This is a genomic window from Pseudomonas sp. TMW 2.1634, assembly GCF_001703595.1.
GTDB lineage: Bacteria > Pseudomonadota > Gammaproteobacteria > Pseudomonadales > Pseudomonadaceae > Aquipseudomonas > Aquipseudomonas fragi.
The window spans coordinates 1420691-1442902 of sequence record NZ_CP016849.1; the positions used below are offsets into that span (position 1 = coordinate 1420691).

Annotated in this window: 7 protein-coding genes and 1 pseudogene; 4 read left to right on the plus strand and 4 right to left on the minus strand. The window is 60.9% G+C overall.

Annotated elements, in window-relative coordinates:
- Positions 1-49: 49 nt before the first annotated feature.
- A complete protein-coding gene (locus tag BFC21_RS06640; protein ID WP_088377506.1) occupies positions 50-2347 on the minus strand; it encodes a fatty acid cis/trans isomerase in 2298 nt (765 codons plus the stop codon).
- Positions 2348-2501: 154 nt separating this feature from the next.
- Between BFC21_RS06640 and metH the strand changes: the two genes are divergently transcribed.
- Entirely contained in the window at positions 2502-6212 is a 3711-nt protein-coding gene (gene metH / locus BFC21_RS06645) for a methionine synthase (protein WP_088377507.1), read from the plus strand.
- Between the two features lie 40 nt (positions 6213-6252).
- Here the strand turns inward: metH and BFC21_RS06650 are convergent, their stop codons facing one another.
- On the minus strand, positions 6253-12726 hold the full coding sequence (locus BFC21_RS06650) for an NEL-type E3 ubiquitin ligase domain-containing protein (RefSeq protein WP_120265831.1): 6474 nt from the start codon (positions 12724-12726) through the stop codon (positions 6253-6255).
- A 143-nt stretch (positions 12727-12869) separates the two neighbouring features.
- On the opposite strand from BFC21_RS06650, the pseudogene BFC21_RS06655 reads away from it, so the two are divergent.
- The 3 genes and pseudogenes from BFC21_RS06655 to BFC21_RS06665 form a co-directional block, all read left to right on the plus strand.
- Positions 12870-13085: pseudogene (locus BFC21_RS06655) on the plus strand (DUF2970 domain-containing protein); the annotation flags it as partial.
- Between the two features lie 432 nt (positions 13086-13517).
- Positions 13518-15176, plus strand: coding sequence for a nitrite/sulfite reductase (locus BFC21_RS06660; RefSeq protein WP_016781107.1), 1659 nt, complete (start codon positions 13518-13520; stop codon positions 15174-15176).
- On the plus strand, positions 15160-15654 hold the full coding sequence (locus BFC21_RS06665; protein ID WP_016781108.1) for a DUF934 domain-containing protein: 495 nt from the start codon (positions 15160-15162) through the stop codon (positions 15652-15654). The genes BFC21_RS06660 and BFC21_RS06665 overlap by 17 nt, the downstream gene beginning before the upstream one ends.
- A 48-nt stretch (positions 15655-15702) precedes the next feature.
- Here the strand turns inward: BFC21_RS06665 and BFC21_RS06670 are convergent, their stop codons facing one another.
- Entirely contained in the window at positions 15703-20787 is a 5085-nt protein-coding gene (locus tag BFC21_RS06670) for an NEL-type E3 ubiquitin ligase domain-containing protein (protein ID WP_120265832.1), read from the minus strand.
- A 203-nt stretch (positions 20788-20990) separates the two neighbouring features.
- The gene (gene sohB, locus BFC21_RS06675; RefSeq protein ID WP_088377511.1) at positions 20991-22010 is read right to left on the minus strand and encodes a protease SohB; all 1020 of its coding nucleotides are present in this window, start codon (positions 22008-22010) and stop codon (positions 20991-20993) included.
- Between the last annotated feature and the right edge of the window lie 202 nt (positions 22011-22212).

Sequence of the window (22212 nt, forward strand, 5' to 3'; positions counted from 1 at the left end):
GTTTTTGTCAGGAAAGCTGCGTCCCATTCGTTCAATTTCAACCGTCCCTTTACAGGTTTTCGTAACGGTTCATGTCCAGTACGCCTGCTTCCACCGGGTCGGTTTCATTGATGTACTGGCCTATATCATGGAAGTACTGCCAAAACTGCGGGTGGCTGCGGCGAATGCCCCACCGCTCGACGATGGTGTCGAACGTTGCCTGATCCTTGCATTGCTCCATCGCCTCGACAAAGGCTTCGACCTGCCCTGCCGGGATATTGAACATAAAGTTGGGGTAGCTGCTCAGCACGCCCGGGTAGATGGTCAGGGTGTCCAGCCCCGGCTCCAGGCGGTATTCCTCACCCAGCATAAAGGCCACGTTGGTGTGCGCGCGATTGCGCAGCATGCTGTACATCTCACGCTTGCCGTCTGCACCTTCGATACGCAGCATGGTGGCTTCGGGCAACTGGTTGATCACCGCCAGCCCCGCTGCCGGGCGCGAGGTCAAGCGGCTCAGGGATTGCTCGGCGTACTTGAACTCTTGTGGGATATTGGGCCGTGAGCAGTAGGCACCGCTGCAACGGTTGATCGGGTCGGGCCTTGCATTGAGGGTGCCGGTGCGCTCGATCAGCTTGAGGGCGAAGTCACGCTTGGGGTCGGCCGGGTCGAGCTTCATGCCGGTCGGGGTGTCGGTGTCGATTTTCTGGTAGTCCATCCACATCTTCAGCTTGCCGCTGTTCTGATACCAGTCACTGAGGATCGATGCGCGGGAGTCGGCGGGCATCAGGCGCAGGAAGTTGACCTCGGCACCGTTGCGAATCAAGTCAAAGTACAGACGCGTCTGAGCCTGGTGCGAGACATTGCCGAAGACGTCGAAGTTGACTGCCAACTGGTAGTAGGTGCGTTCCAGCAACGGGTAGTCAAACAGCCACATGGTCTGCGGGATCTCGCCGATCAAACCCTTGCTGACACTGGCACTGTCAAAGTGGCGGAATACCGTCAGCAAGGCGTTGTCGTTGCCCGCCCACAGGGTCGACCAGCTCGGTGGCGGCATGTCGGCATAGGCTTTTTGCCGCAGCTTTTCATAGTCGTTGCGCTTGTCGCGGTAGTTGTGCCACAGGGAAATCACGCTGCCAACGTCGTCGATCTGCCCGGGCATGGCCAGCAGGGGCGTTGCCAGGCCACGGTACACCGCATCGGTGACATAACGGTCGCGGGCCGGTTCCTGGAACACGGTCCAGAAGTTGTCGCGGATTACATCGGTGGCGATCTGCCCACGGCACACCGGGCCGCGGATAAAGGTACGCACGAAGTATTCGGCGTTATCGAGCATGAACTGATAGCGCGCGACCGCCGGGATGGCTTCAAAGGTTTCAAACGGGTTGGCCCGCCCGCGCGGCCCATAGCCAGGCAGCTTGGTGGCATGCCAGTCACCGCTGTAGAACAGCTGCTTGACCCGCGCCAGTTTGTGCGCCCCCATCGGGTAGGTGATGTGGGTTTTATGCACGATCACGCCCTGCACTGGCTGCAAGCGATAGTAAAACGCCGTGCCCGGGTCATCGTTGGGGCGGCGCGTGGCAATCAGGTCGACAGGTTGGCCGCTGGGCGTGCGCGAACGCACCCACTGGAAATAATGCCCCGGCACACCGTTGTCAAAATAGGTATGGGCGAGGAACAGGTGCTCGTACAACCAGCGCGCCACCAGGGCTTCGGTGGAACCCGGGCGGTTGAACAGTTCCTCCCACTCGGCAATCTGCGCGGCCTCGACCGCAGTGGGCTTGATGGCGTTCTGATCAACTTTCGCGCCCTGGGCCAGCCAGGTTTGCACAGTGCTGTATTGCTGGTCGGTCAGGCCGGTCACGGCCAGCGGCATACCCTCTTTGGGATGGCTCTGGGCATAGGCATTGAACTCGCCGGGCGCCGGGCAGACGTTCTCGCGGTTCAGGCCCAGGACGATTTCTTCGGGCAATTTGGCATTCGGGGTCAGCGGCGTGCTGTGCCCCAGCTCCAGCATGCGCGCCATCAGGGCCGCTTGCGCGCCCTGGGCGTCGAGCACCGAGTAAAAACCCTTGTTGCGCCATTCAGTGGGGCCGCTGGCATCGTAGAAGATCCGCGTGGGGGCCACGGCATCGACGCGATCACCTTTGTATACCGGCACCTTGCTGGCACCCCGGGTCGCGCCCTCCGCACTGCCCAGGTTCAACTGGCAGGCGGCGTCGTTGCAGGCATGGCAGGCCACGCATTTTTCGGTAAGGATCGGCTGTATGTCCCTGGTATAGGAAATAGCCGGGCTAACCAACGGGGCCTGTGCCAACGCTGTACTGCACATCACCAGCGTCACGGCGCTGGTGAGTAGGCGAAAAAACATGTGCCAGTGTCCTGATATCAAAAATATGTCGCGATTCTACCCGTCGAACAAACGTCACAACATGAATCAAATTCATGTAAATCAGCAGACGCTCAAATCCCACGCAGGTTTGTTATGATTTCGCATCTTTTGCATGGCTCTAACAGGTAGTCCTATGTCTGACCGCAGCGCTCGTCTCCAAGCACTTCAGCAAGCCCTCAAAGAGCGCATTCTGATTCTCGATGGCGGCATGGGCACTATGATCCAAAGCTACCGTCTAGAGGAACACGACTATCGTGGCACACGCTTCGCCGACTGGCCGAGCGACGTCAAGGGCAACAACGACCTTCTGGTGCTCACCCGCCCGGACGTGATCGGCTCCATTGAGAAGGCGTATCTGGATGCGGGTGCCGATATTCTCGAAACCAACACCTTCAACGCCACCCAGGTTTCCCAGGCCGACTACGGCATGCAGGCACTGGCCTACGAACTAAACGTAGAAGGCGCCCGCCTGGCGCGCAAGGTGGCCGATGCCAAGACGCTGGAAACCCCGGACAAACCCCGTTTTGTCGCTGGTGTACTGGGCCCGACCAGCCGCACCTGCTCGCTGTCCCCGGACGTGAACAACCCCGGCTACCGCAATGTGACCTTTGATGAGCTGGTGGAAAACTACACCGAGGCCACTAAAGGCCTGATCGAAGGCGGCGCCGACCTGATCCTGATCGAGACCATTTTCGACACCCTCAACGCCAAGGCCGCGATCTTTGCCGTACAGGGCGTATTTGAAGAGCTGGGTGTCGAGTTGCCGATCATGATTTCCGGCACCATCACCGACGCCTCCGGCCGCACTCTGTCGGGCCAGACCACCGAAGCATTCTGGAACTCGGTGGCCCATGCCAAACCTATTTCCGTGGGCCTGAACTGCGCCCTGGGTGCCAGCGAACTGCGCCCGTACCTCGAAGAACTGTCGAACAAGGCCAGCACCTACGTTTCGGCGCACCCCAACGCCGGCCTGCCCAACGAATTCGGCGAGTACGACGAACTGCCGGCCGAAACCGCCAAGGTCATTGAAGAATTCGCCCAAAGCGGTTTCCTCAACATTGTCGGCGGCTGCTGCGGCACCACGCCGGGGCATATCCAGGCCATCGCCAATGCCGTGGCCGGTTATGCGCCGCGCCAGATCCCGGACATTCCAAAGGCCTGCCGTCTTTCCGGGCTGGAACCGTTCACCATCGATCGCAGCTCGTTGTTCGTAAACGTCGGCGAGCGCACCAACATCACCGGCTCTGCCCGCTTCGCCCGCCTGATCCGCGAAGACAACTACACCGAAGCCCTGGAAGTGGCCCTGCAACAGGTTGAAGCCGGTGCGCAGATCATCGACATCAACATGGATGAGGGCATGCTGGACTCGAAGAAGGCGATGGTCACCTTCCTCAACCTGATCGCCGGCGAGCCGGATATCAGCCGCGTCCCGATCATGATCGACTCCTCCAAGTGGGAAGTGATCGAAGCCGGCCTCAAATGCATCCAGGGCAAGGGCATCGTCAACTCCATCAGCATGAAAGAAGGCGTGGAGCAGTTCATCCACCACGCCAAACTGTGCAAGCGCTACGGTGCCGCCGTGGTGGTGATGGCCTTCGACGAAGCCGGCCAGGCCGATACCGAAGCGCGCAAAAAGGAAATCTGCAAACGCTCCTACGACATTCTGGTCAATGAAGTGGGCTTCCCGCCGGAAGACATCATCTTCGACCCGAACATCTTCGCCGTGGCCACCGGCATTGAAGAGCACAACAACTATGCCGTGGACTTTATCAACGCCTGCGCCTATATCCGTGACGAGCTGCCCTATGCGCTGACGTCCGGTGGCGTGTCCAACGTGTCGTTCTCGTTCCGCGGCAACAACCCGGTGCGTGAAGCCATCCACTCGGTGTTTTTGCTCTACGCGATCCGTAATGGCCTGACCATGGGTATCGTCAACGCCGGCCAGCTGGAGATCTACGACCAGATCCCGGCCGAGCTGCGTGATGCCGTGGAAGACGTGGTGCTCAACCGCACACCGGATGCCACCGACAACCTGCTGGCCATTGCCGACAAGTACAAGGGCGATGGCAGCGTCAAGGAAGCCGAGACCGAAGAGTGGCGCGGCTGGGACGTCAACAAGCGTCTGGAGCACGCGCTGGTCAAGGGCATTACCACCCACATTGTCGAAGACACCGAAGAATCGCGCCTGTCGTTCAAGCGCCCGATCGAAGTGATCGAAGGCCCGCTGATGTCGGGCATGAACATCGTCGGCGACCTGTTTGGCGCAGGCAAAATGTTCCTGCCCCAGGTAGTTAAATCTGCCCGCGTGATGAAACAGGCGGTGGCCCACCTGATCCCGTTTATCGAATTGGAAAAAGGCGACAAGCCTGAAGCCAAGGGCAAGATCCTGATGGCCACGGTCAAGGGCGACGTGCATGACATCGGCAAGAACATTGTCGGCGTGGTGCTGGGCTGTAACGGCTACGATATCGTTGACCTGGGGGTGATGGTGCCTGCGGAGAAAATCCTGCAGGTGGCCAAGGAGCAGAAGTGCGACATCATCGGCCTGTCCGGCCTGATCACCCCGTCGCTGGATGAAATGGTGCATGTGGCCCGCGAGATGCAGCGTCAGAACTTCCATCTGCCGTTGATGATCGGCGGCGCGACCACCTCCAAGGCGCACACCGCGGTCAAGATCGAACCCAAGTACCAGAACGATGCCGTGATCTACGTCACCGACGCTTCCCGCGCCGTGGGCGTGGCCACCCAGCTGCTGTCCAAGGAGCTGAAACCGGCATTCGTCGAGAAAACCCGCGAAGAGTACGTTGAAGTGCGCGAGCGCACCGCCAACCGCAGCGCCCGCACCGAGCGCCTGAGCTACGCCGCGTCCATCGCCAAGAAGCCGCAGTTCGACTGGGCCAGCTATCAGCCGGTCAAGCCGACTTTTACCGGCGCCAAGGTGCTGGACAATATCGACCTCAAGGTGCTGGCCGAGTACATCGACTGGACCCCGTTCTTTATTTCCTGGGACCTGGCCGGCAAGTTCCCGCGCATCCTCACCGATGAAGTGGTGGGCGAAGCGGCCACGGCGCTGTACGCCGACGCCCAGGAAATGCTCAAGAAGCTCATCGATGAAAAGCTGATCAGCGCCCGGGCGGTGTTTGGTTTCTGGCCGGCCAACCAGGTTAACGATGACGACCTGGAGCTGTTTGACGACGATGGCCAACCTTTGGCCAAGCTGCATCACCTGCGCCAGCAGATCATCAAGACCGACGGCAAGCCGAACTTCTCCCTGGCCGACTTCGTTGCGCCAAAGGACAGCGGCGTGACCGACTATGTGGGTGGTTTTATCACCACTGCGGGGATTGGTGCCGAAGAAGTGGCCAAGGCTTACCAGGATGCCGGTGACGACTACAACTCGATCATGGTCAAGGCCCTGGCCGACCGTCTGGCCGAGGCCTGCGCCGAGTGGCTGCACCAGCAGGTGCGGACCCACTACTGGGGCTATGCCAAGGACGAGCAACTGGCCAATGAAGAGCTGATCAAGGAGCAATACAGCGGCATCCGCCCTGCTCCCGGCTACCCCGCGTGCCCGGACCACACCGAGAAGGCCACGCTGTTCAAGCTGCTTGATCCAGAAGCCGAAGAAATGCGCGCAGGCAAAAGCGGCGTGTTCCTCACCGAACACTACGCCATGTTCCCGGCGGCGGCAGTCAGCGGCTGGTACTTTGCCCACCCGCAAGCGCAGTACTTTGCAGTGGGCAAGGTCGACAAGGACCAGATCGACAGCTACACCGCACGCAAGGGCCAGGACCTGAGCGTGACCGAGCGCTGGCTGGCACCAAACCTGGGCTACGACAACTGATAGAGACCCAGGGGGAGCGGGCTTGCCCGCTCCCACACCGTCAAGCCGCTTCATGGCTGCTGATCGCCTGCTCTGTCAGGCGCTCACGCAGTTGCCGCTCCTCGCTTTTCTTCTCTTCGTCCAGATCGTTGATGTCTCTCTGATAGTCATCCCCAAGATCAGCATGGCGTTCTTCCAGGGCTTTGTGCTCCTGGGCAAAACGCTGTTCAAGCTCCACGAACGCCTGGGGATACTGGCGCTGGAGATAGCTGGTCCAGTAATCCTGCTCAAGTAACTGCGCCATAAAGGCTGGCGAGCTTTCTGCTGCCTTGATTCTCAGGTAGGCACTCTCGATATCCAGCGCGCTGACCTTGGCCGCATGCCTGTAATGCATGTCCTTGGGCTGTGATGGCAGATCCAGGCGCTTGCCCAGGCTGATGCGGTAGGCCAGGCGCACTTCGGCGATATCTGCGCCCCGGCGGTTCAAACAGGCCATTTGCGCAATATCCTCCAACTGCCCCAGACGGAACAGACGCCTGGTCAGGGCCAGCAATGCCGGGCCTTCCTGACCCGCCACTACCGTTTTCAGCGCGTTGAATTCGTAGACCTTCACTTCCAGATCACTGAACAGCAGGATGCGGCCATCACCACAGGTCACATCCGAACGCCCCATGACAAACAGTTCGTCGCATAGCCGGGGATCCGACGCCGCAGCCTGCAGCACATTCAATACCCGCTGGGTCAAGCCGGCCCGATCCTGGATAAAGTCCTGGGTAAACTGCAACTGGTCAAGCAGATAGAACAGGCCCCTGCCCTCACTGCGTGCCCACAAGCCATCCCAGATGCCCTGCAGGGGCGAGTCCTGGGCCACGCCCTGTAACCAGCGAGCCTTCTGCTGCGCCACTTGTGCCGGGCTCAAGTCATCAAGGTGGTCCAGGTTCTCATCTCTGACAGGGGCCGGGCCCTGCTCATTGTCACTGTCGGAACTGTTACCGGTGTAGGCCAGCCCGTCGTCAATGTCTTCGGGAGACAAGCCCATGTCGTTGCCTGAAAAGTCGATGTAGTCGCGCAAGGTTTCATACCCCGCAGCCGAAAGCGGATTATTGGACAGATCGGTGTGCGCCATAAGTCCGTCGTTGTCACCTTCAAACAACTCCACCGGAATATTCTCGATCTGGTTGCCGCTCAGGTTGAGGGTCGCCAGCGTGGGAGTCGTGAGCACACGGGCTGGCCAGCGCACCAGGCGATTGCCTTGCAGGTTCAGGGTTTGCAACTGGTTCATGCCACTCAGGTCGAAGCTGGCAAGCCGGTTGTAGCTCAGGTCCAGCCACTGCAGATGAGCCAGGGAGCGCAACGGACCATAACTGTCCTCGGCCTGCAAATGGTTGCGCGAGGCTTCTAGCCGCGACAGGTTTTGCAAGGAGCCCAGCCCCTCCGGCAAGCGGCTCAGCTGGTTGTTGTTCAGGTGCAGGCTGCGCAAGGCCGGGAACTCGCAGATAAAGGCTTGCGTACCTCGGTCAGTGATGCGTGCGCCACTGAGGTTGAGGGTGGTGACATGCTCCTGGACCACGCTCAGGGCAGGTATGTCCCCCAGGCACAGATCGGAAAAGTCCAGGGTCTGGCCCTCCGCGCCCCTGACGGCGGTCACTCCCTGGCGCCAGGTCCTCATAAGCCGGTCAGCCGCGCGCCGGCGGTCGACGGCACTGACCCAGCGTCCGCCTTCCCGGTGCCCCGGGGTGTTGATCCAGTCATTGAGGCGCTGGACCAGCACCTGGTGCTGGCGATGCAACTCGCCAAGCCGCGCGTCGATATCCAGTACCGCCATCCCCTCTGCCTGCCACCGATCCAGACAGGCCACCGCGTCGTGCAGGCTCAGGTCCGGGTTGACCTGCTGCAGCAAGGCGGTACGACTGGATGAGGGGTTGCCCGGTTCAAACACAGGTGCAGGACCGGGCACCACTTCATCCGGGCTGAATACAGGCCCGTCGGCCAGCAGCAGGTCGGGCTGGTCGCTTACCAGCACAGGGAAATACTCCGGGCTGCCGCCGGTCCTGCCGGCAGCCAGCAGCCCGGTTGCAATATTGCCAACCCTGTCACTCCCTGTGCGCCGACCATAGGCCAGCAAGTCTGCGCAGCTTTGCGCAGTCAGGCTGCAACCGTTAAGTCGCGTGCCCTGCAGCAACCCGTCATGACCACTGAACAGGGCATTGGGTACGGTCCTGACGGCGCTGCTGCTCAGGTCCAGCTGGCGCAGGCGTGGCAACTGCAGCACCCCGGTCGGCCAGCTCTTGATACCCGTATGGCTGAGGTCAAGGGACTGCAGCCGGGTCATGGTGCTGACATCCAGAGCCGTGATGCGATTACCCTGCAGGTCCAGGCGCTCCAGCCGGGCCAACCCGCTCAGACGGGTTTGCAACGCCGGGGTGATGGTCAATTCGTTATGGGCCAGATTCAGGCCGGTCAACTGGTGCATGTCACTCAGGGCCAGTGGCAGCGTGTCCAGGCCGTTGCGACTCAGGTTCAACTCGCGCACGTGCTCAAACGAAACCAGGAAGCGGTCCAGCAACTCCACCCCAAGGCCCAGTTCGCTCAGGTTGAGGCTGTGGACATGGGCAAAGGCCGCCTGGCCCGGCAACACTGGCAGATCACTTATCGTGTCACCCGTCAGATCCAGCGTCTGCACACCGGGTGCGGCTCGCCACGACGGCCCGGCTACGGACTCTTCCAGCCCCAGCCGTGGCTCTATGCCACTACGCCAGCAACGCAGAAACCTTTCTCCCGCCTGACGGCGAAACAGCGTGTCTGCGCTGATCGATTCACGCTCGATCCAGGCATTGACGCCCTCAGTAAGGGCCTGGTGCTCCGCCTGCAAACCATTGACCCGCTCCAGCAACTGGGCCACAGCTCCCTCGCCCTGGCCCAGACGGGCCATAAGTGAAGGGACAAACTGGCGGTCCCGGGGCAGGAATCGGGTCAGGCAGCCGGAGCAGTAAGCGCTGGACCACATGTGCAGGTCCACCCCAGTGGCAGGGTTGTCACGCAGGTATTCGCAGGCCTTCATCGCGGTATGCGCTTCTACCCCGGACCAGTCCAGCAGCAGGCCCCGCCAGAGCCTTTGATGGCCTGCAAACAACTCGTCGGGCAAGGTCTTGAGTGAAGTGCCAAACAGGTCCAGGGTTTCGAGGTGGGCCAGCTCCAGCACCCCGGCCGGCCAGTGTTCCAGCCGGCCGCTGACGCGCAGCAGGCGCAGTTGCGGCCAGCCACTTGCATCCAGGGTACCCACAGAGCCTTTGAGGGTCAGGGATTCGAGCCGGGGCAAGCCCTCCAGGCGCCCCAGAAATGCCCTGGAAAACCCCTGCCAGCTGGCCTCCAGCGACAGTTGCGTAACCGTAGGCAACTGTGTCAATGCATCGGCCACGGCCGGCATCTGCCCCTGTTCCATACTCAGTTCCAGGCTGCGCACAGCGCCAAAGCGCTTGACCAGGTTGCCCTCGGGCTCGCTCAGCAGCAGGTCGGCACTGAGCTTCAAGGTCCTGACATGGGAAAAATCAGCTTCCAGCACCGGAAAATCACCTGCGGCGCTCAAATCAAACCCGAGATCGAGATAGGCAAAAGGCTGCTCGCTGCGCTGCAACCCTTGCCGCCAGCATGTGACCAGGCGGTCAGCGGTCAGGCGCCGCACCCGCTGATTCAAAGGCCCGTTGGCCGCCGAGGCCCAGTTCTCCAACGTGGCGCGCAGGGCATCCAGCTCCCGCTGGCGGGTGGCGAGAAAATCGAAGATCTGCCGATCCGTCTGGGCGCTCGCCATACACTGACGCACAAAGGCTTCGGCCTGTTCGTCGCTCAGGTCGGGGTAAATATCGCGCACCCGGCTGGTCAGTGAGGGGTTGACCTCCACCCCTGCCCCGCGGCCCGACAAGGCATAGCCTACCTTGCCATTGAGCCGTTGCCAGCCGGGCCTTGCGCGTATCGGTCGCATATGCAGTGCGCCCGCCATTTCATTGCGATGGGACGTGGCATAAGCGGCCATTGCTTCATCCTGCGCAGTGCCCTGCAGGCCGCTTGCATGCAGCTTTGCCTCGATGGCCAGGCGCTCGCTGTCGGCACTTGCCAGCTCCGGCACATACAGCCCGGCCAGTGCCCGGTTAAGGCGCGCTTGCTGGGCGTAATACCGCGCCAGATCGTCCAGTTCCCTGGAGCCCTGGCCTGTCAGGCGCAGTCGCGCAAGGTCACTTGCGCTAGCATACCCAAGGACTTCCCGGGCAGCGTTCCCGGTCAGCATCGGGAACCGGCGACGCAGCCGCTCAAGATCCGGCCCGCCGCTGTCAACGGCCGCGCCCCGCGCACCGCTGGCTCGCCCGCCCGGCTCCCGTGCGGCCCTGAACTGCGCCAGGGTGTCCTGCAACAATGCCGGCACCGGCAGACCGTCCATATGCACCCTGCGCAATGCCTCATCCGTTACGCCGCTGACATCGCCAATCTGTACCAGTACCTTGTCATCAAAGAAGCGGGTTTCGTGCCCCAGCCGCCGCAGCAGGGTCAAACGCTGCCACTGCAAGGGTTGCTCGTGGCTATGGCGCCAGGCGCCTGCATGGTTGTGCTTGAGCAGTGGCTGATAGGCGCTGTCGTCGCCGGGGTGCCTGACCCTCCAGGCATCGAGCTTTGGATCGTAGACCTGCTCGTAAAAGTGCCGGTCTATCCGCACATAGGCTTTGCCCTCCAGCCGATACTGGCCCAAGGCATTGGGTTCAACCTGCGGGTCGAACGACTCGGCGCACCGATAGGGCTCAAGTTCAGGGCGCCACAAGCGGGTTTGCCCGTCAGGCAAGACGATCGGTACAAGCCCCTCGCCCCAGCGCGCCGTCGCCTTCGCCAACCGGCCGCTGATAACGTGGCCGGCGGCCCCCATCACACCGGTGACGGCGATATTCAGGGCAATGGATTCCATATGGGACCAGGCCTGCTGCACATCCCCCACATTCCAGGCTTCGATGCCGTGGCAGACATCCATGCCCATCTGCAGCGCCATTACGGCCATCATCACCTCCCCGGCCCCCGGGATAAAAAACGCCGCCACATTCAGGGTATCCAGACCAATGCCCAGGTAGTACTCCAGGCGCTCCTGCAGCAGTTTGCTGTCGGCATCGGCCGTGGGCACCGCCAGCACGCGGGCATTGGCCTTGAGCCGGGCCAGGTGCTGGCGGTTGAGGGTCGTGAACAGCTCATGGGCTGGCGTATCAATGCCGACCAGCGCCAACTTGAGATCCACTTCGTCCACATACACCGGCGGCACCTGGCCAGCGGGGTCAGGTCTGGTCTGGTACACATGCTGGTTGAGCCGCGCCCTAAAAGCCCCGGCGCTGCCCTGGGGCACCAGGCTGGCGATCAGTTGCCGACAGACCGGATCGCGCAGGTTCAGGCCCAGTTCATATTGGAACGCCTCGAATGACGGGTACTCCTTGAGGGGGGCCGCAAGCGCCCCCGGGATATAGACCACTACCGGCTCCATGTCCGGCTTTTTCATGACGGGTACACCATCCAGGCCAGTGTGCTCCCACTCCAGTACCGGCCAGCGGGACCGATACGGACCAATGACCAGCACTTCATCCAGGGTCATGCCATAGATCTGGAGGCGGCTGAAGACCACGGGCTTGCCATACAGCTGCGGGTCCCGCTCACGTTGCAGCAGGGCCATGACCATTGCATGGGCGGCCTGGCTGACATGGCCCTGGATCAGCGCCGTATGCAGGCGAACTGCGAGTAGCTCGATCTGCGCCCGGATCATCAGGGACCGCACGGCTGGGGGGGCGAACACCTCATTCAAGTGCGCCTGATACTGCGCGCCCAGGTCCAGCGCCCTGCAGATTTGCGAGAACACCTGGGGGCTCATGGGCAAGGTTTGCTGATAACTGAAACCGGGCACGGGGTTCAGGTTGTCCAGCTCCTGCTTGACCTTGCCCACCGGCCAGGACGAACCGTGGACCAGGGTATCGGCGAGCATGGCGGGGTAATCGGGACCGGTTTGCGGTACAAAGCGTTCGACGGGCAATGCCCCCGGCGGTGCCAGCGCACTGACCTGCCCGGCCACCCGTTGATTGAAGTCTTCGTTGCCCTCGAAGTTGGACAATGCCGCCTGCAGCAGGGTCTGTTGCTGTACTGGCCGGTCACGGCGCAGATAAAACAGGCGGTCACTGTTGATGTCCATTGCCCGGCCCTGGCCCTGATGGCTGTGCAGGGCCTCCTGCAGGCGCGGCTCGGCAAACTGGGTGATACCCTGCAGATGCCCGAGCGCCAGGGCCAGCGCCTGATTGGCGGCGCGGCTGCGCAGCTGGCTGGCCAACAAGGCCTGGACCTGCCATGACGGGGCGCGGGCGAAACGGTTGTCGGCATCCGCCGGTGCGGTGTAGCCCGGGAACAGCCCCGGCTTCAGGCGCTTGATATCGTCCGCCACAGTGTGTTTGACCCAGGCGGGCATTTTGTTGCTGATAAAGGTGTCGTACGGCCCTGATTCTGCCGGGGAGTGCAAACTGTCCATGTGATGCCTCTGGCTGAAAACCCGTTTGAATGAGTCGCCAGTACAACCAACAAGGCATCGCCAAAGGTGGTAAATATTTATGCAGGAGAAAATTGACTAAGCTCAGGTTATCGCCGCTTCACCCTCAGACAGCCGAGGCACTTATGGACGATCCTGCCGACAACAAGCCACCGACTCTGTGGCAAATGCTGCACAGCGTAATGGCCGCCGCCTTTGGCGTGCAAAGCGCCAAAAACCGGGCACGCGACTTTACCCACGGCAAACCCGCCCACTTCCTGGTGCTGGGTTTACTGTTTACAGGGGTATTTGCCCTGACCCTGTACGGGATCGTCACGCTGGTGCTGCATCTGGCAGGGATGTGGCACGGGCTTGTGGTGGGAGCGGGTTTGCTCGCCCCACAAACGCGCCTTGAAAGCAGGCTGACTTTACCCGCCAGTTACTGGTGACTGACCCAGAACACGGCTGTCGCCACCACCAGTACAATCAGGAAGAAAATCGCCCAGGCATCGACCTTGCTGTCGCTTTTACGGACTTTCACGGGAGTACTCATCGCATCGCCTCTTTTCGGTTTTATGGGTGATTGCTTGAAGACTTCCACTGAGTTAAGTCCAGCCATGCCCTTCCCACAAGTAAGGGATTGAGAATCAACCGCTTATAGTCGTTTTGGTTCTTTGCATATGCTTAAACATCACTTTTGCGCATAACTACAAACTGGTATCGTGCCCCGCTCCTTGGGGAGTGCGCGGCCGTGCGCGCAGATAAGCTGTTAGCAGCCTGAGAACAGGACCTATATGTACGTATATGACGAGTACGATCAGCAGATCATCGAGGACCGCGTCAAGCAGTTCCGGGATCAGACCCGACGCTATCTGGCAGGTGAGCTGAGCGAAGAAGAGTTCCGCCCCCTGCGCCTGCAAAATGGCCTTTATGTTCAACGCTTTGCCCCAATGCTGCGAGTCGCCGTGCCGTATGGCCAGCTGACCTCGCGTCAGGCGCGAATGATGGCCAAGATCGCTCGCGATTATGACAAGGGCTATGCCCACATCAGTACCCGCCAGAACGTGCAGTTCAACTGGCCTGCGCTGGAAGACATCCCGGATATCCTGGAAGAGCTGGCCACCGTGCAGATGCACGCCATTCAGACCAGCGGCAACTGCCTGCGCAACGTCACCACCGACCAGTTCGCCGGTGTGGCAGCCGATGAGCTGATCGATTCGCGCCCTTGGTGCGAGATCGTGCGTCAATGGACGACCTTCCACCCGGAATTCGCCTACCTGCCACGCAAATTCAAGATCGCCATCAACGGCTCGACATCCGATCGTGCCGCCATTGAAGTGCATGACATCGGCCTGGAGCCGGTGCTCAACGACGCCGGTGAAGTGGGTTTCCGCGTACTGGTCGGTGGTGGCCTGGGCCGTACCCCGGTAATCGGTGCCTTCATCAATGAATTCCTGCCGTGGCAAGACCTGCTCAGTTACCTCGAAGCCATCCTGCGTGTGTACAACCGCTATGGCCGTCGTGACAACAAGTACAAGGCGCGGATCAAGATTCTGGTCAAGGCCCTCACGCCTGAAGTGTTCGCCGAGCGCGTCGAAGCGGAAATGGTTCACCTGCGCGGGGGTTCCAACACCCTGACTGAAGCTGAAGTGCAGCGTATCGCCAAGCACTTCGTCGACCCGGACTACAAGGCCCTGCCCGACTTCGGCGCTGAACTGGCCGAGCTCGACAAGCAGCACCCGGGCTTTGCCCGCTGGCGTGTGCGTAACACCCTGGCCCACAAGAAGCCGGGTTATGTCGCCGTTACCTTGTCGCTCAAGCCTACAGGCGTTGCGCCGGGCGACGTGACCGACAAGCAGTGGGATGCCATTGCCGATATGGCCGACCGCTACAGCTTTGGCCAACTGCGCACCTCCCACGAGCAGAACATCATCCTGGCCGATGTTGAAGAAAGCCAGCTGTTCACCATGTGGGGCGAGTTGCGTGAAAACGGTTTCGCCACACCGAACATCGGCCTGCTGACCGACATGATCTGCTGCCCGGGCGGTGATTTCTGCTCCCTGGCCAACGCCAAGTCAATTCCCATTGCCGAGTCGATCCAGCGCCGCTTTGAAAACCTGGATTACCTGTTCGACATTGGCGAACTGGACCTGAATATTTCCGGTTGCATGAACGCCTGTGGTCACCACCACGTCGGTCATATCGGGATTCTGGGCGTTGATAAAAAAGGCGCCGAGTTCTACCAGGTGTCCTTGGGTGGCAGCGCCAGCCGTGATGCCAGCCTGGGCAAAATCCTTGGCCCGTCGTTCGCCCAGGACGCCATGCCGGATGTGATTGAAAAGCTGATCGACGTGTATGTTGAAAAACGTACCGAAGACGAGCGTTTTATCGATACCTACCAGCGTATCGGCATCGACCCTTTCAAGGAGCGCGTCTATGCAGCGAATAATTAAGAACAACCAAGTCATCGATGAAACCTGGCACTTGCTGCCCAAGGAAACCACCTTTGACGAAATCTCCAACTGCGACGATCTGATCGTGCCGCTGGCGATGTGGCGCGAACACGGTCATGCCCTCAAGGCCCGCGATGGCGGCCTGGGCGTATGGCTGGACAGCGATGAAGAAGCTGAAGAACTGGGTGAAGACGTGGCGAATTTTCAGGTCATTGCCCTGAATTTCCCGGCCTTTACCGATGGTCGCAGCTACTCCAATGCCCGCCTGCTGCGTGACCGCTACGGCTACAAGGGCGAACTGCGCGCCATTGGCGATGTATTGCGCGACCAGTTGTTCTATCTGCATCGCTGCGGTTTCGACGCCTTTGCCATTCGCCCCGACAAGGATCCGTACGAAGCCCTGCAGGGCCTAAAGGATTTTTCGGTGACGTACCAGTCGTCAACCGATGAGCCGATGCCACTGTTCCGTCGTCGTTGATTCGCCGGCCGACCCCGAACGTTCGGGGCCGGCCTTCGTACCGGCGGCTCAGGCAGCGGGCTCGGGAAATGGATATTTTTCGATTTCGGCCCTGGTCAGCCGGGCGATCAACGCCTCCCTCACTTGCTGGCGACTCTGGCCCACCGCCTGGGTTTGCGCCACATACTCCTGACTGGACATGCCCTCACGCGCGGTGTAAATCACCTGCATGCGCTCGTGCAATGGCGCATCGGCAGCACTGAACGCCTCCGGGTATTTCCGCTCCAGAAAGCTGGCCCAAAACCCCTGTTTTTCGATATAGGCCGTCCGGGTCTCCAGCGTGTCCTCGCTCACTACATGCAGCCGGGCGACTTCCAGTTGCTGCGGGGTGACATTGGCCATGCGCTCGAAAATCATGCTCGTGGGTCGAGCGGGCAAGCCCAGTTGCCGCGCCAGGTTGACCTGATAGAACATCTGCACCTCCAGCGGGTCGATACGTTCAATGCGCGCCTGCAAGTCGGCCGGGCTCAGGCGCTGGGCCAGGCGCATGGCTTGCCGTGTGCCCAGCCGGTAAGCCACGCCCTGCTGCTCCTGGGGCGTCATGTGCGCCACCGGCCCGGACGCAAAGTCCGCGCTGACAGCATCCACCAGGGTTTGCAGCTGCCGTACATATTCGCTCTGCTCGGCGTGAACCTGCGCCACCCTCCCCTCAATCACCGAAAGCACATGCTTGTCCAGCAGCTCCAGGCGAAATAGCCCCTGGCCCAGCGTCAGCAGCTTGCTCTCGGTGTTGACCGTGCTCTGGGCGGTAAAAATCTGATGGCGCAGCTCCAGATCGGCAAAGATCATCGGGATCCCGTCGGCGCAGGTAGCGGGGTTGGCCGAGACCTCGAACAACTCGTCACGCAGTTCACCGTGGGCATGCATCGCATTGAGCATTGCCCACACGCGCCGGCTGAGGTTTTCACGGCCGTGCAAGTACTGGGCTGAGGCACTGAGGTCCTCAATCACGCGGAAAAAATCCGCCGAGCGCTCGAGGCTGCTCAGGTCGCGCCAGATATCGTTCTGCTGGAAAGTCGGCTGGGGTGCCCAATGAAAAACACCACGCACATGCATCACATGCTGGCGCCCGGGCATGACTCCAAAGTCGATGCCCTGGCTGCGCCGGTAGCTCTCCAGGCGCCGCAGGGAGTCGGCGCTCAGCGGGTTGTCATGCAGATGGGTGACCCGATTGAGCGCGGCCCTCTGGGCGGTCAGCACTTCCTGGGGGATACGGGTGATGGCGTTGTCGCGCAGGTCCAGGGTTTGCAGGCCAGTGAGCGCCTCGACCCCTTCCGGCCAGGTTTGCAGGCCGGTATAGCGCAGGCGTAAATGCACCAGCCCGGTCATGCGGCGCACCGAGATTCGCCGCCCCAGGGTGTTGCCCACCAGGTTCAGTGACTGCAGCTTGTTCAGGCCCGCCAGGATACTGGTGGAACGGTCGTTGAGTTCAATCCGGTTGCCGTGCAGGTCCAGGTCGATCAGTTCGTGCATGCCGGAAATCGCCGTGGGCAAGTCCAACAGTTGGCAATTGACCAGGGACAGCACCCGTACGTTGGGGCAACGCTCCAGAAACCGGTTGGCAAACCGGCCATTGGGCGAGTTGTGCAGGCGCAACGTGCCAACATGGCCAAAATTGGCGGACAGCTCGGGCAGGCAATCCACTGGCCAGGCATTGAGGTCAAGCACATGGCCCGTGTAATCGCCCAGGCTCAGGGTTTCAGTTTGCCTGCGCCAGGTACGGATCAAGGCCTGGCTCATGGCCCGCTTGACCTGAACGGGCACCGGCACCCGCGGCCCCTCGGCAGGCTGGGTCCACACCGTGGCTTTTTCCCACTGCTCCAGATCGTTACGCAGCGTCTGCAACTCGACCTTGAGCCTGGCCAGCGCCCGGGTGGTCAGTTCGGGCGTCAGCTTCAGGCGGTACAGAAACTGTCCGGCCTGCGTCTCGTCCATCAGCGGGAACAGTTCGGTGACCAGGTCTTTGAGCAGGTGCGTGCGCTCGGCTTCCAGCATATGCCCCGAACGCCCGCCCAAGGTGTAGCCCAGACGGCCATCGGCCAGCCGTAACGGTGACTTGAACCAGGGTTTGACCGGTTGCATGCCCAGGGCCACGGCACTGTGTTCACGATAGCTTGCCGCCCGGGTGGCGATACGGGCGCGCAACGCCGCCAACGGCTCTGCGAGCGGCAGCCCCAGGCTTTGGCACTGTGCCGGTGTCAGTGCCTGGAGCACGCACGCCAGCAGGTCGGTGCTGCGATAGACCGCTTGCGAGGCCGTGCCATGAAACTCGTAGCCATCAGCAGTTTTAAACAATTCGTGGCTGTAGCGGGCCGAGTCACTGCCCACGCTATCGAGCACCGTGCCGCTGGCCTTGTCGCGGATCACCAGGCGCAGGTTGGCGGGCCAGCCGGGCACGTCGGGCAAGGTCTTCCAGGCCAGCCTGAGGCTGTCGGCATTGCTCAGCGCGTCAAAGCCAAGCCCCTCCAGAGCACGATTGAGGCGCAGGGCCCGGGTATAGCTGCGCGCTTCCTCCAGCACAGCCAGGGGCAGGCGCCCTGCGCTGTCGCTCCCCCCCAGACGGGCAACCGACGGGTGATGCAGCAGCTCCTGCAGCACCACCCCCGGCAGGCCGGGAAACTGGTTTTTCAGTGCCTGTGCCTGCTCCGGCACTGCATCCTGTGCGTCATACAGCCGTGCGAGCCATTCGCCCCTGGTGGCTGCGGCCTGCTCCCCCAGCTGGCGGGCAAGGGCCTGGAGCTGCTGCGGCAGCCCTTCGATGGCCTGCCCCAGCAACGCTTCAACCTGGTCCGTGGACAGACACTCCAGGGTCACTTTCAACAGATCACCGTTGCGGATCTGGCTTTCAACGATTTGCAGCCGTGGGTGGGTGGGCGCCAGGTTCGGGCCGTACTCGCGCAGCGTTGTACCTTGAACGTCGACAACGCGCAGGACACGGTCTGGCGGCCAGCCGGGCAACCGGGTTATCAAGTCCAGTTGCAACTCGGCATTGTCTGCCCAGCGGTTGACTCCCTGCTGCATCTGCACAATAAAACTTTCAATCATTTCACTGAGGCGGATGCGCCTGAGGCTGTCGCTCAGCATTGCCGGCAGGGGCAGATGCTCCAGGTAGAGCGTGCGCAGCATGCCCTCATCGGTATTGCTCACGGCCAGCGCCTGCCTGGCACCGGCATCGCTGACCCCGCGGACCTCAGGCCCCAGGCGACGCAGCAACTGGCTGCTCGACCAGTGCGTGGGGTCTTCCAGCTCATGCACCCAGGCGCCGCTGCCATTGTGCTCGATGCGCGGAGTGTAGGCCCGGGGATCATGGGGATGCTGGATATGCCCCTTGAGGGTCTGCGGGTCGACCTTGACCCCGTATACCTTGTCTTCAAGCCTGATAAATTGCCGCTCACCCGCGCTGTACACCCCCTGGGCATCAGGCAAAAGCCCTGCGAGGGTATTTTTGGGCATCGCGTAAGGGGCCAGGTCCGGGCGCCACAGGCGTCTTTGCCCGGTCACCAGGCGCACCGGCACCAGGGCATCGACCAGCGGCGCCGGCCGCAGCGTTGCCGGGCCCGCCGTCAGCGCGATGTTCTGCGCAACATCAAACAGATATTCCAGGGCAGCAACGCGATCGCCCTGCTGCCAGGCACTGATGCCTTCATACACATCAACCCCCAGCTGGATCACACTGGTAACCAGGAGCACCTCGCCCAGCACCGGCACAAACCCCAGGGCAATGGTCAGCAGGCTGAGCCCCAGGTTGAGGAAGCAGGCCTGGCGTTCCAGGCGAGTTTTGGAGTCTTCATCCTCGGTTGGCACCACCAGGACCCGGGCATCGTCCTTGATCTGCGCCAGTTGCAGGCGCCAGGCTACGACAAATGGGTCTTCCCGCTGCAGCAGGTGCTGGCTCTCAGACATCAGTGCAGGTTCATTAATGATGGGCGGGCGGCGCAGCAGCAGCGAGTCCCAGGTCATGTTCTTCACATCGGTACGCCGCATAAACTCGGCGCGATGGCGCAGGGGCACACGCTGAAAAAAATAGTGGGCAAAATTACGGCCCTTGAGCCATTGCCACAGTGTCGCCTTCAACAATTGGAACGACTCGAACTCGTGAAACGCCCGGTTCGGGCTGTCAGGCAGATACAGTACGCATGCCTGCACCTGTCGCACCGGTTTGCCTTCGGGCCAGAAGATCATGACCCCGGGCACTTCGAACGCCATGATCTGCAAGGTGCTGTGGACCACAGGCAGACGCGACGGGCTTGCTCCCGGCGCGGCCAGCAGGTTGATCAGAAAGGCGTAAGTGGCCGGACTGATCTCCATCTTCATCATGGCCATGTGCAGGGCCGAGGTAAATTCGAAGCGCTTGCTCTGGCAGAATGCAAGATTGACCTTGTAGGCCCTGGAGTTGCTGTCTTCAGGGGCCAGGTTGTCATCCATCGGCTCAAACACGCGGCTCAGGTGCCACTGGTATTGCGTGCCAAGATCCAGGTCCCGGCAGATAGCGGCAAAGGCCCAGGGCTTGAACGTGGCATGCTGCACATGTGCCTCGCCACTCACTTGATACAGGCAACTGCCTGGATCAAAGCCGTCTTCGGCGGTTTCTGCACGCTCAAAATTTTGCAGGGCTGCCTGCAGCAAGCTGTGCCGGGTGATGCCGGACACCAGATCCAGCTCCAGTGATTCGGGGGTCAGCAGTTCAGGCCAGGCCAGCTGGATCACCGTATCGACCAGCTTGACCTGCTGGCGCGCAAAAAACAGCACCAGATTGCTCAAGAGGCGCACCTGTTTAATGCCATAGGTACGCGGGTCTACCTCGCCCCAGCCGCGGGCCGTGAGGGCCGCCCTGAGCAGGGGTTCGGCAAACTGTTCGATGGGCTGGACCTGGGCCAGGATGGCGGAGGTGGCACGCCGGGTGGCCTGCCACTGCCTGAAGCTGCTGCGCAATGCATCGCGCAACACCGGGGGCGCCTGGACGAACCAGGGCGGCATCAACTCAGGCAGGTAAGCGATATGGCGGTTTTCGATCGGTGTTTTGGCCAGGCGAGCGGCCTGTTCAATAACCGTTTGTTCGGCCGTGGATAAAACGCTGGCAAGCATGTCTGTCATCACTAAACTCCGGCATCCAGTACAATGCTTGAAGTTTATAGACAGCCCGCAAAACGAGTCGGTTAATTACTTGATCAACTTTCGGTCAACGCATTTAAAAACACGGTTAAAACAATAACTATCTACCGCACTTTACAAGTAACGTTACCGTGTAAAACAGCGGCACTGTGGCAGTCATGTGATTGCAACCGTGCCGCCGCCCTTTACCAGAAGCGCTGCTGGGTCAAACGCGCCCACAACGAGTCGACCACTTTTTCTGCGGAAGTGCTCGCCGCCAGGCCCACACGCTCCTGCAGGCTTTTACGCTGGGCATAGTGCAGGTGGTAGAGATGGGCATCCTTGGCGCGTGCCGACAAGTATTCATCGCTGGTTTTCAGTTCGTCGACCAGGCGTTTGTCGATGGCGGCAACTCCCAGCCAGACTTCACCCGTTGCCACTTCATCAATGGCCAGTTGCGGGCGATATTTAGAGACAAAGTTCTTGAACAGTTGATGAGTAATATCCAGATCCTGTTGAAACTTCTCACGCCCTTTTTCGGTATTTTCGCCAAATACCGTGAGGGTGCGTTTATATTCGCCAGCGGTCAGCACTTCATAGTCGATATCGTGCTTTTTCAGCAAGCGGTTAACGTTGGGCAATTGCGCAACAACGCCGATGGAACCGAGGATGGCAAAGGGGGCGCTGATAATCTTCTCGCCGATGCAGGCCATCATGTAACCGCCACTGGCGGCGACTTTATCGATGCAGACGGTCAACGGGATGCCCGCCTCACGGATGCGCGCCAGTTGCGAAGACGCCAGGCCATAGCTGTGGACCATGCCGCCGCCGCTTTCCAGGCGCAGCACCACTTCATCGGTGGGTTTGGCCAGGGTCAGCAAGGCGGTGATTTCATGGCGCAGGCTCTCGGTGGCCGATGCCTTGATATCGCCGTTAAAATCCAGCACAAAAACGTTAGGCTTGTCTTCGGGCTGTTTTTTCAGCTTTTTGTCGGCCTTGCCCGTCTGCTTGCGCAGCGTCTTGAGCTGGTCCTTGGATAGCAGCGATTGTTCCAGTCGCTCACGCAGGCCCTTGTAGAAGTCATTGAGTTTAATGACCTGCAATTGCCCGGTGGTGCGTCGCCCTTTGCCGCGCAGGGCGGCGAGGGTCACCAGTACCACCACAATGGCGACCACCAGGGTCACGGTTTTGGCCAGAAAACTGGCGTACTCGGCAAGAAATTCCACAGCCTCTCCTTGAAAACGTCTGCAGCCCCCGGATCAGGGCTGCGCAATGGCAACCAGCATACCGGCGCCAACCTGGCCCTGCCAGCCGTGAAACACCTTGAGCGCAAGCGCCGCCAGCAATTCAAACAAGCGTATGTTTTTTCATTGACAGCCACTTGCCATCCTCCTAACCTCGCCAGACTTTCACCGCAGCGGAATGACG

Coding starts and splice junctions, on each gene's coding strand:
- BFC21_RS06640 (WP_088377506.1), bottom strand. CDS start 2,347: ATGTTTTTTCGCCTACTCACCAGCGCCGTGACGCTGGTGATGTGCAGT.
- metH (WP_088377507.1), top strand. CDS start 2,502: ATGTCTGACCGCAGCGCTCGTCTCCAAGCACTTCAGCAAGCCCTCAAA.
- BFC21_RS06650 (WP_120265831.1), bottom strand. CDS start 12,726: ATGGACAGTTTGCACTCCCCGGCAGAATCAGGGCCGTACGACACCTTT.
- BFC21_RS06660 (WP_016781107.1), top strand. CDS start 13,518: ATGTACGTATATGACGAGTACGATCAGCAGATCATCGAGGACCGCGTC.
- BFC21_RS06665 (WP_016781108.1), top strand. CDS start 15,160: ATGCAGCGAATAATTAAGAACAACCAAGTCATCGATGAAACCTGGCAC.
- BFC21_RS06670 (WP_120265832.1), bottom strand. CDS start 20,787: ATGACAGACATGCTTGCCAGCGTTTTATCCACGGCCGAACAAACGGTT.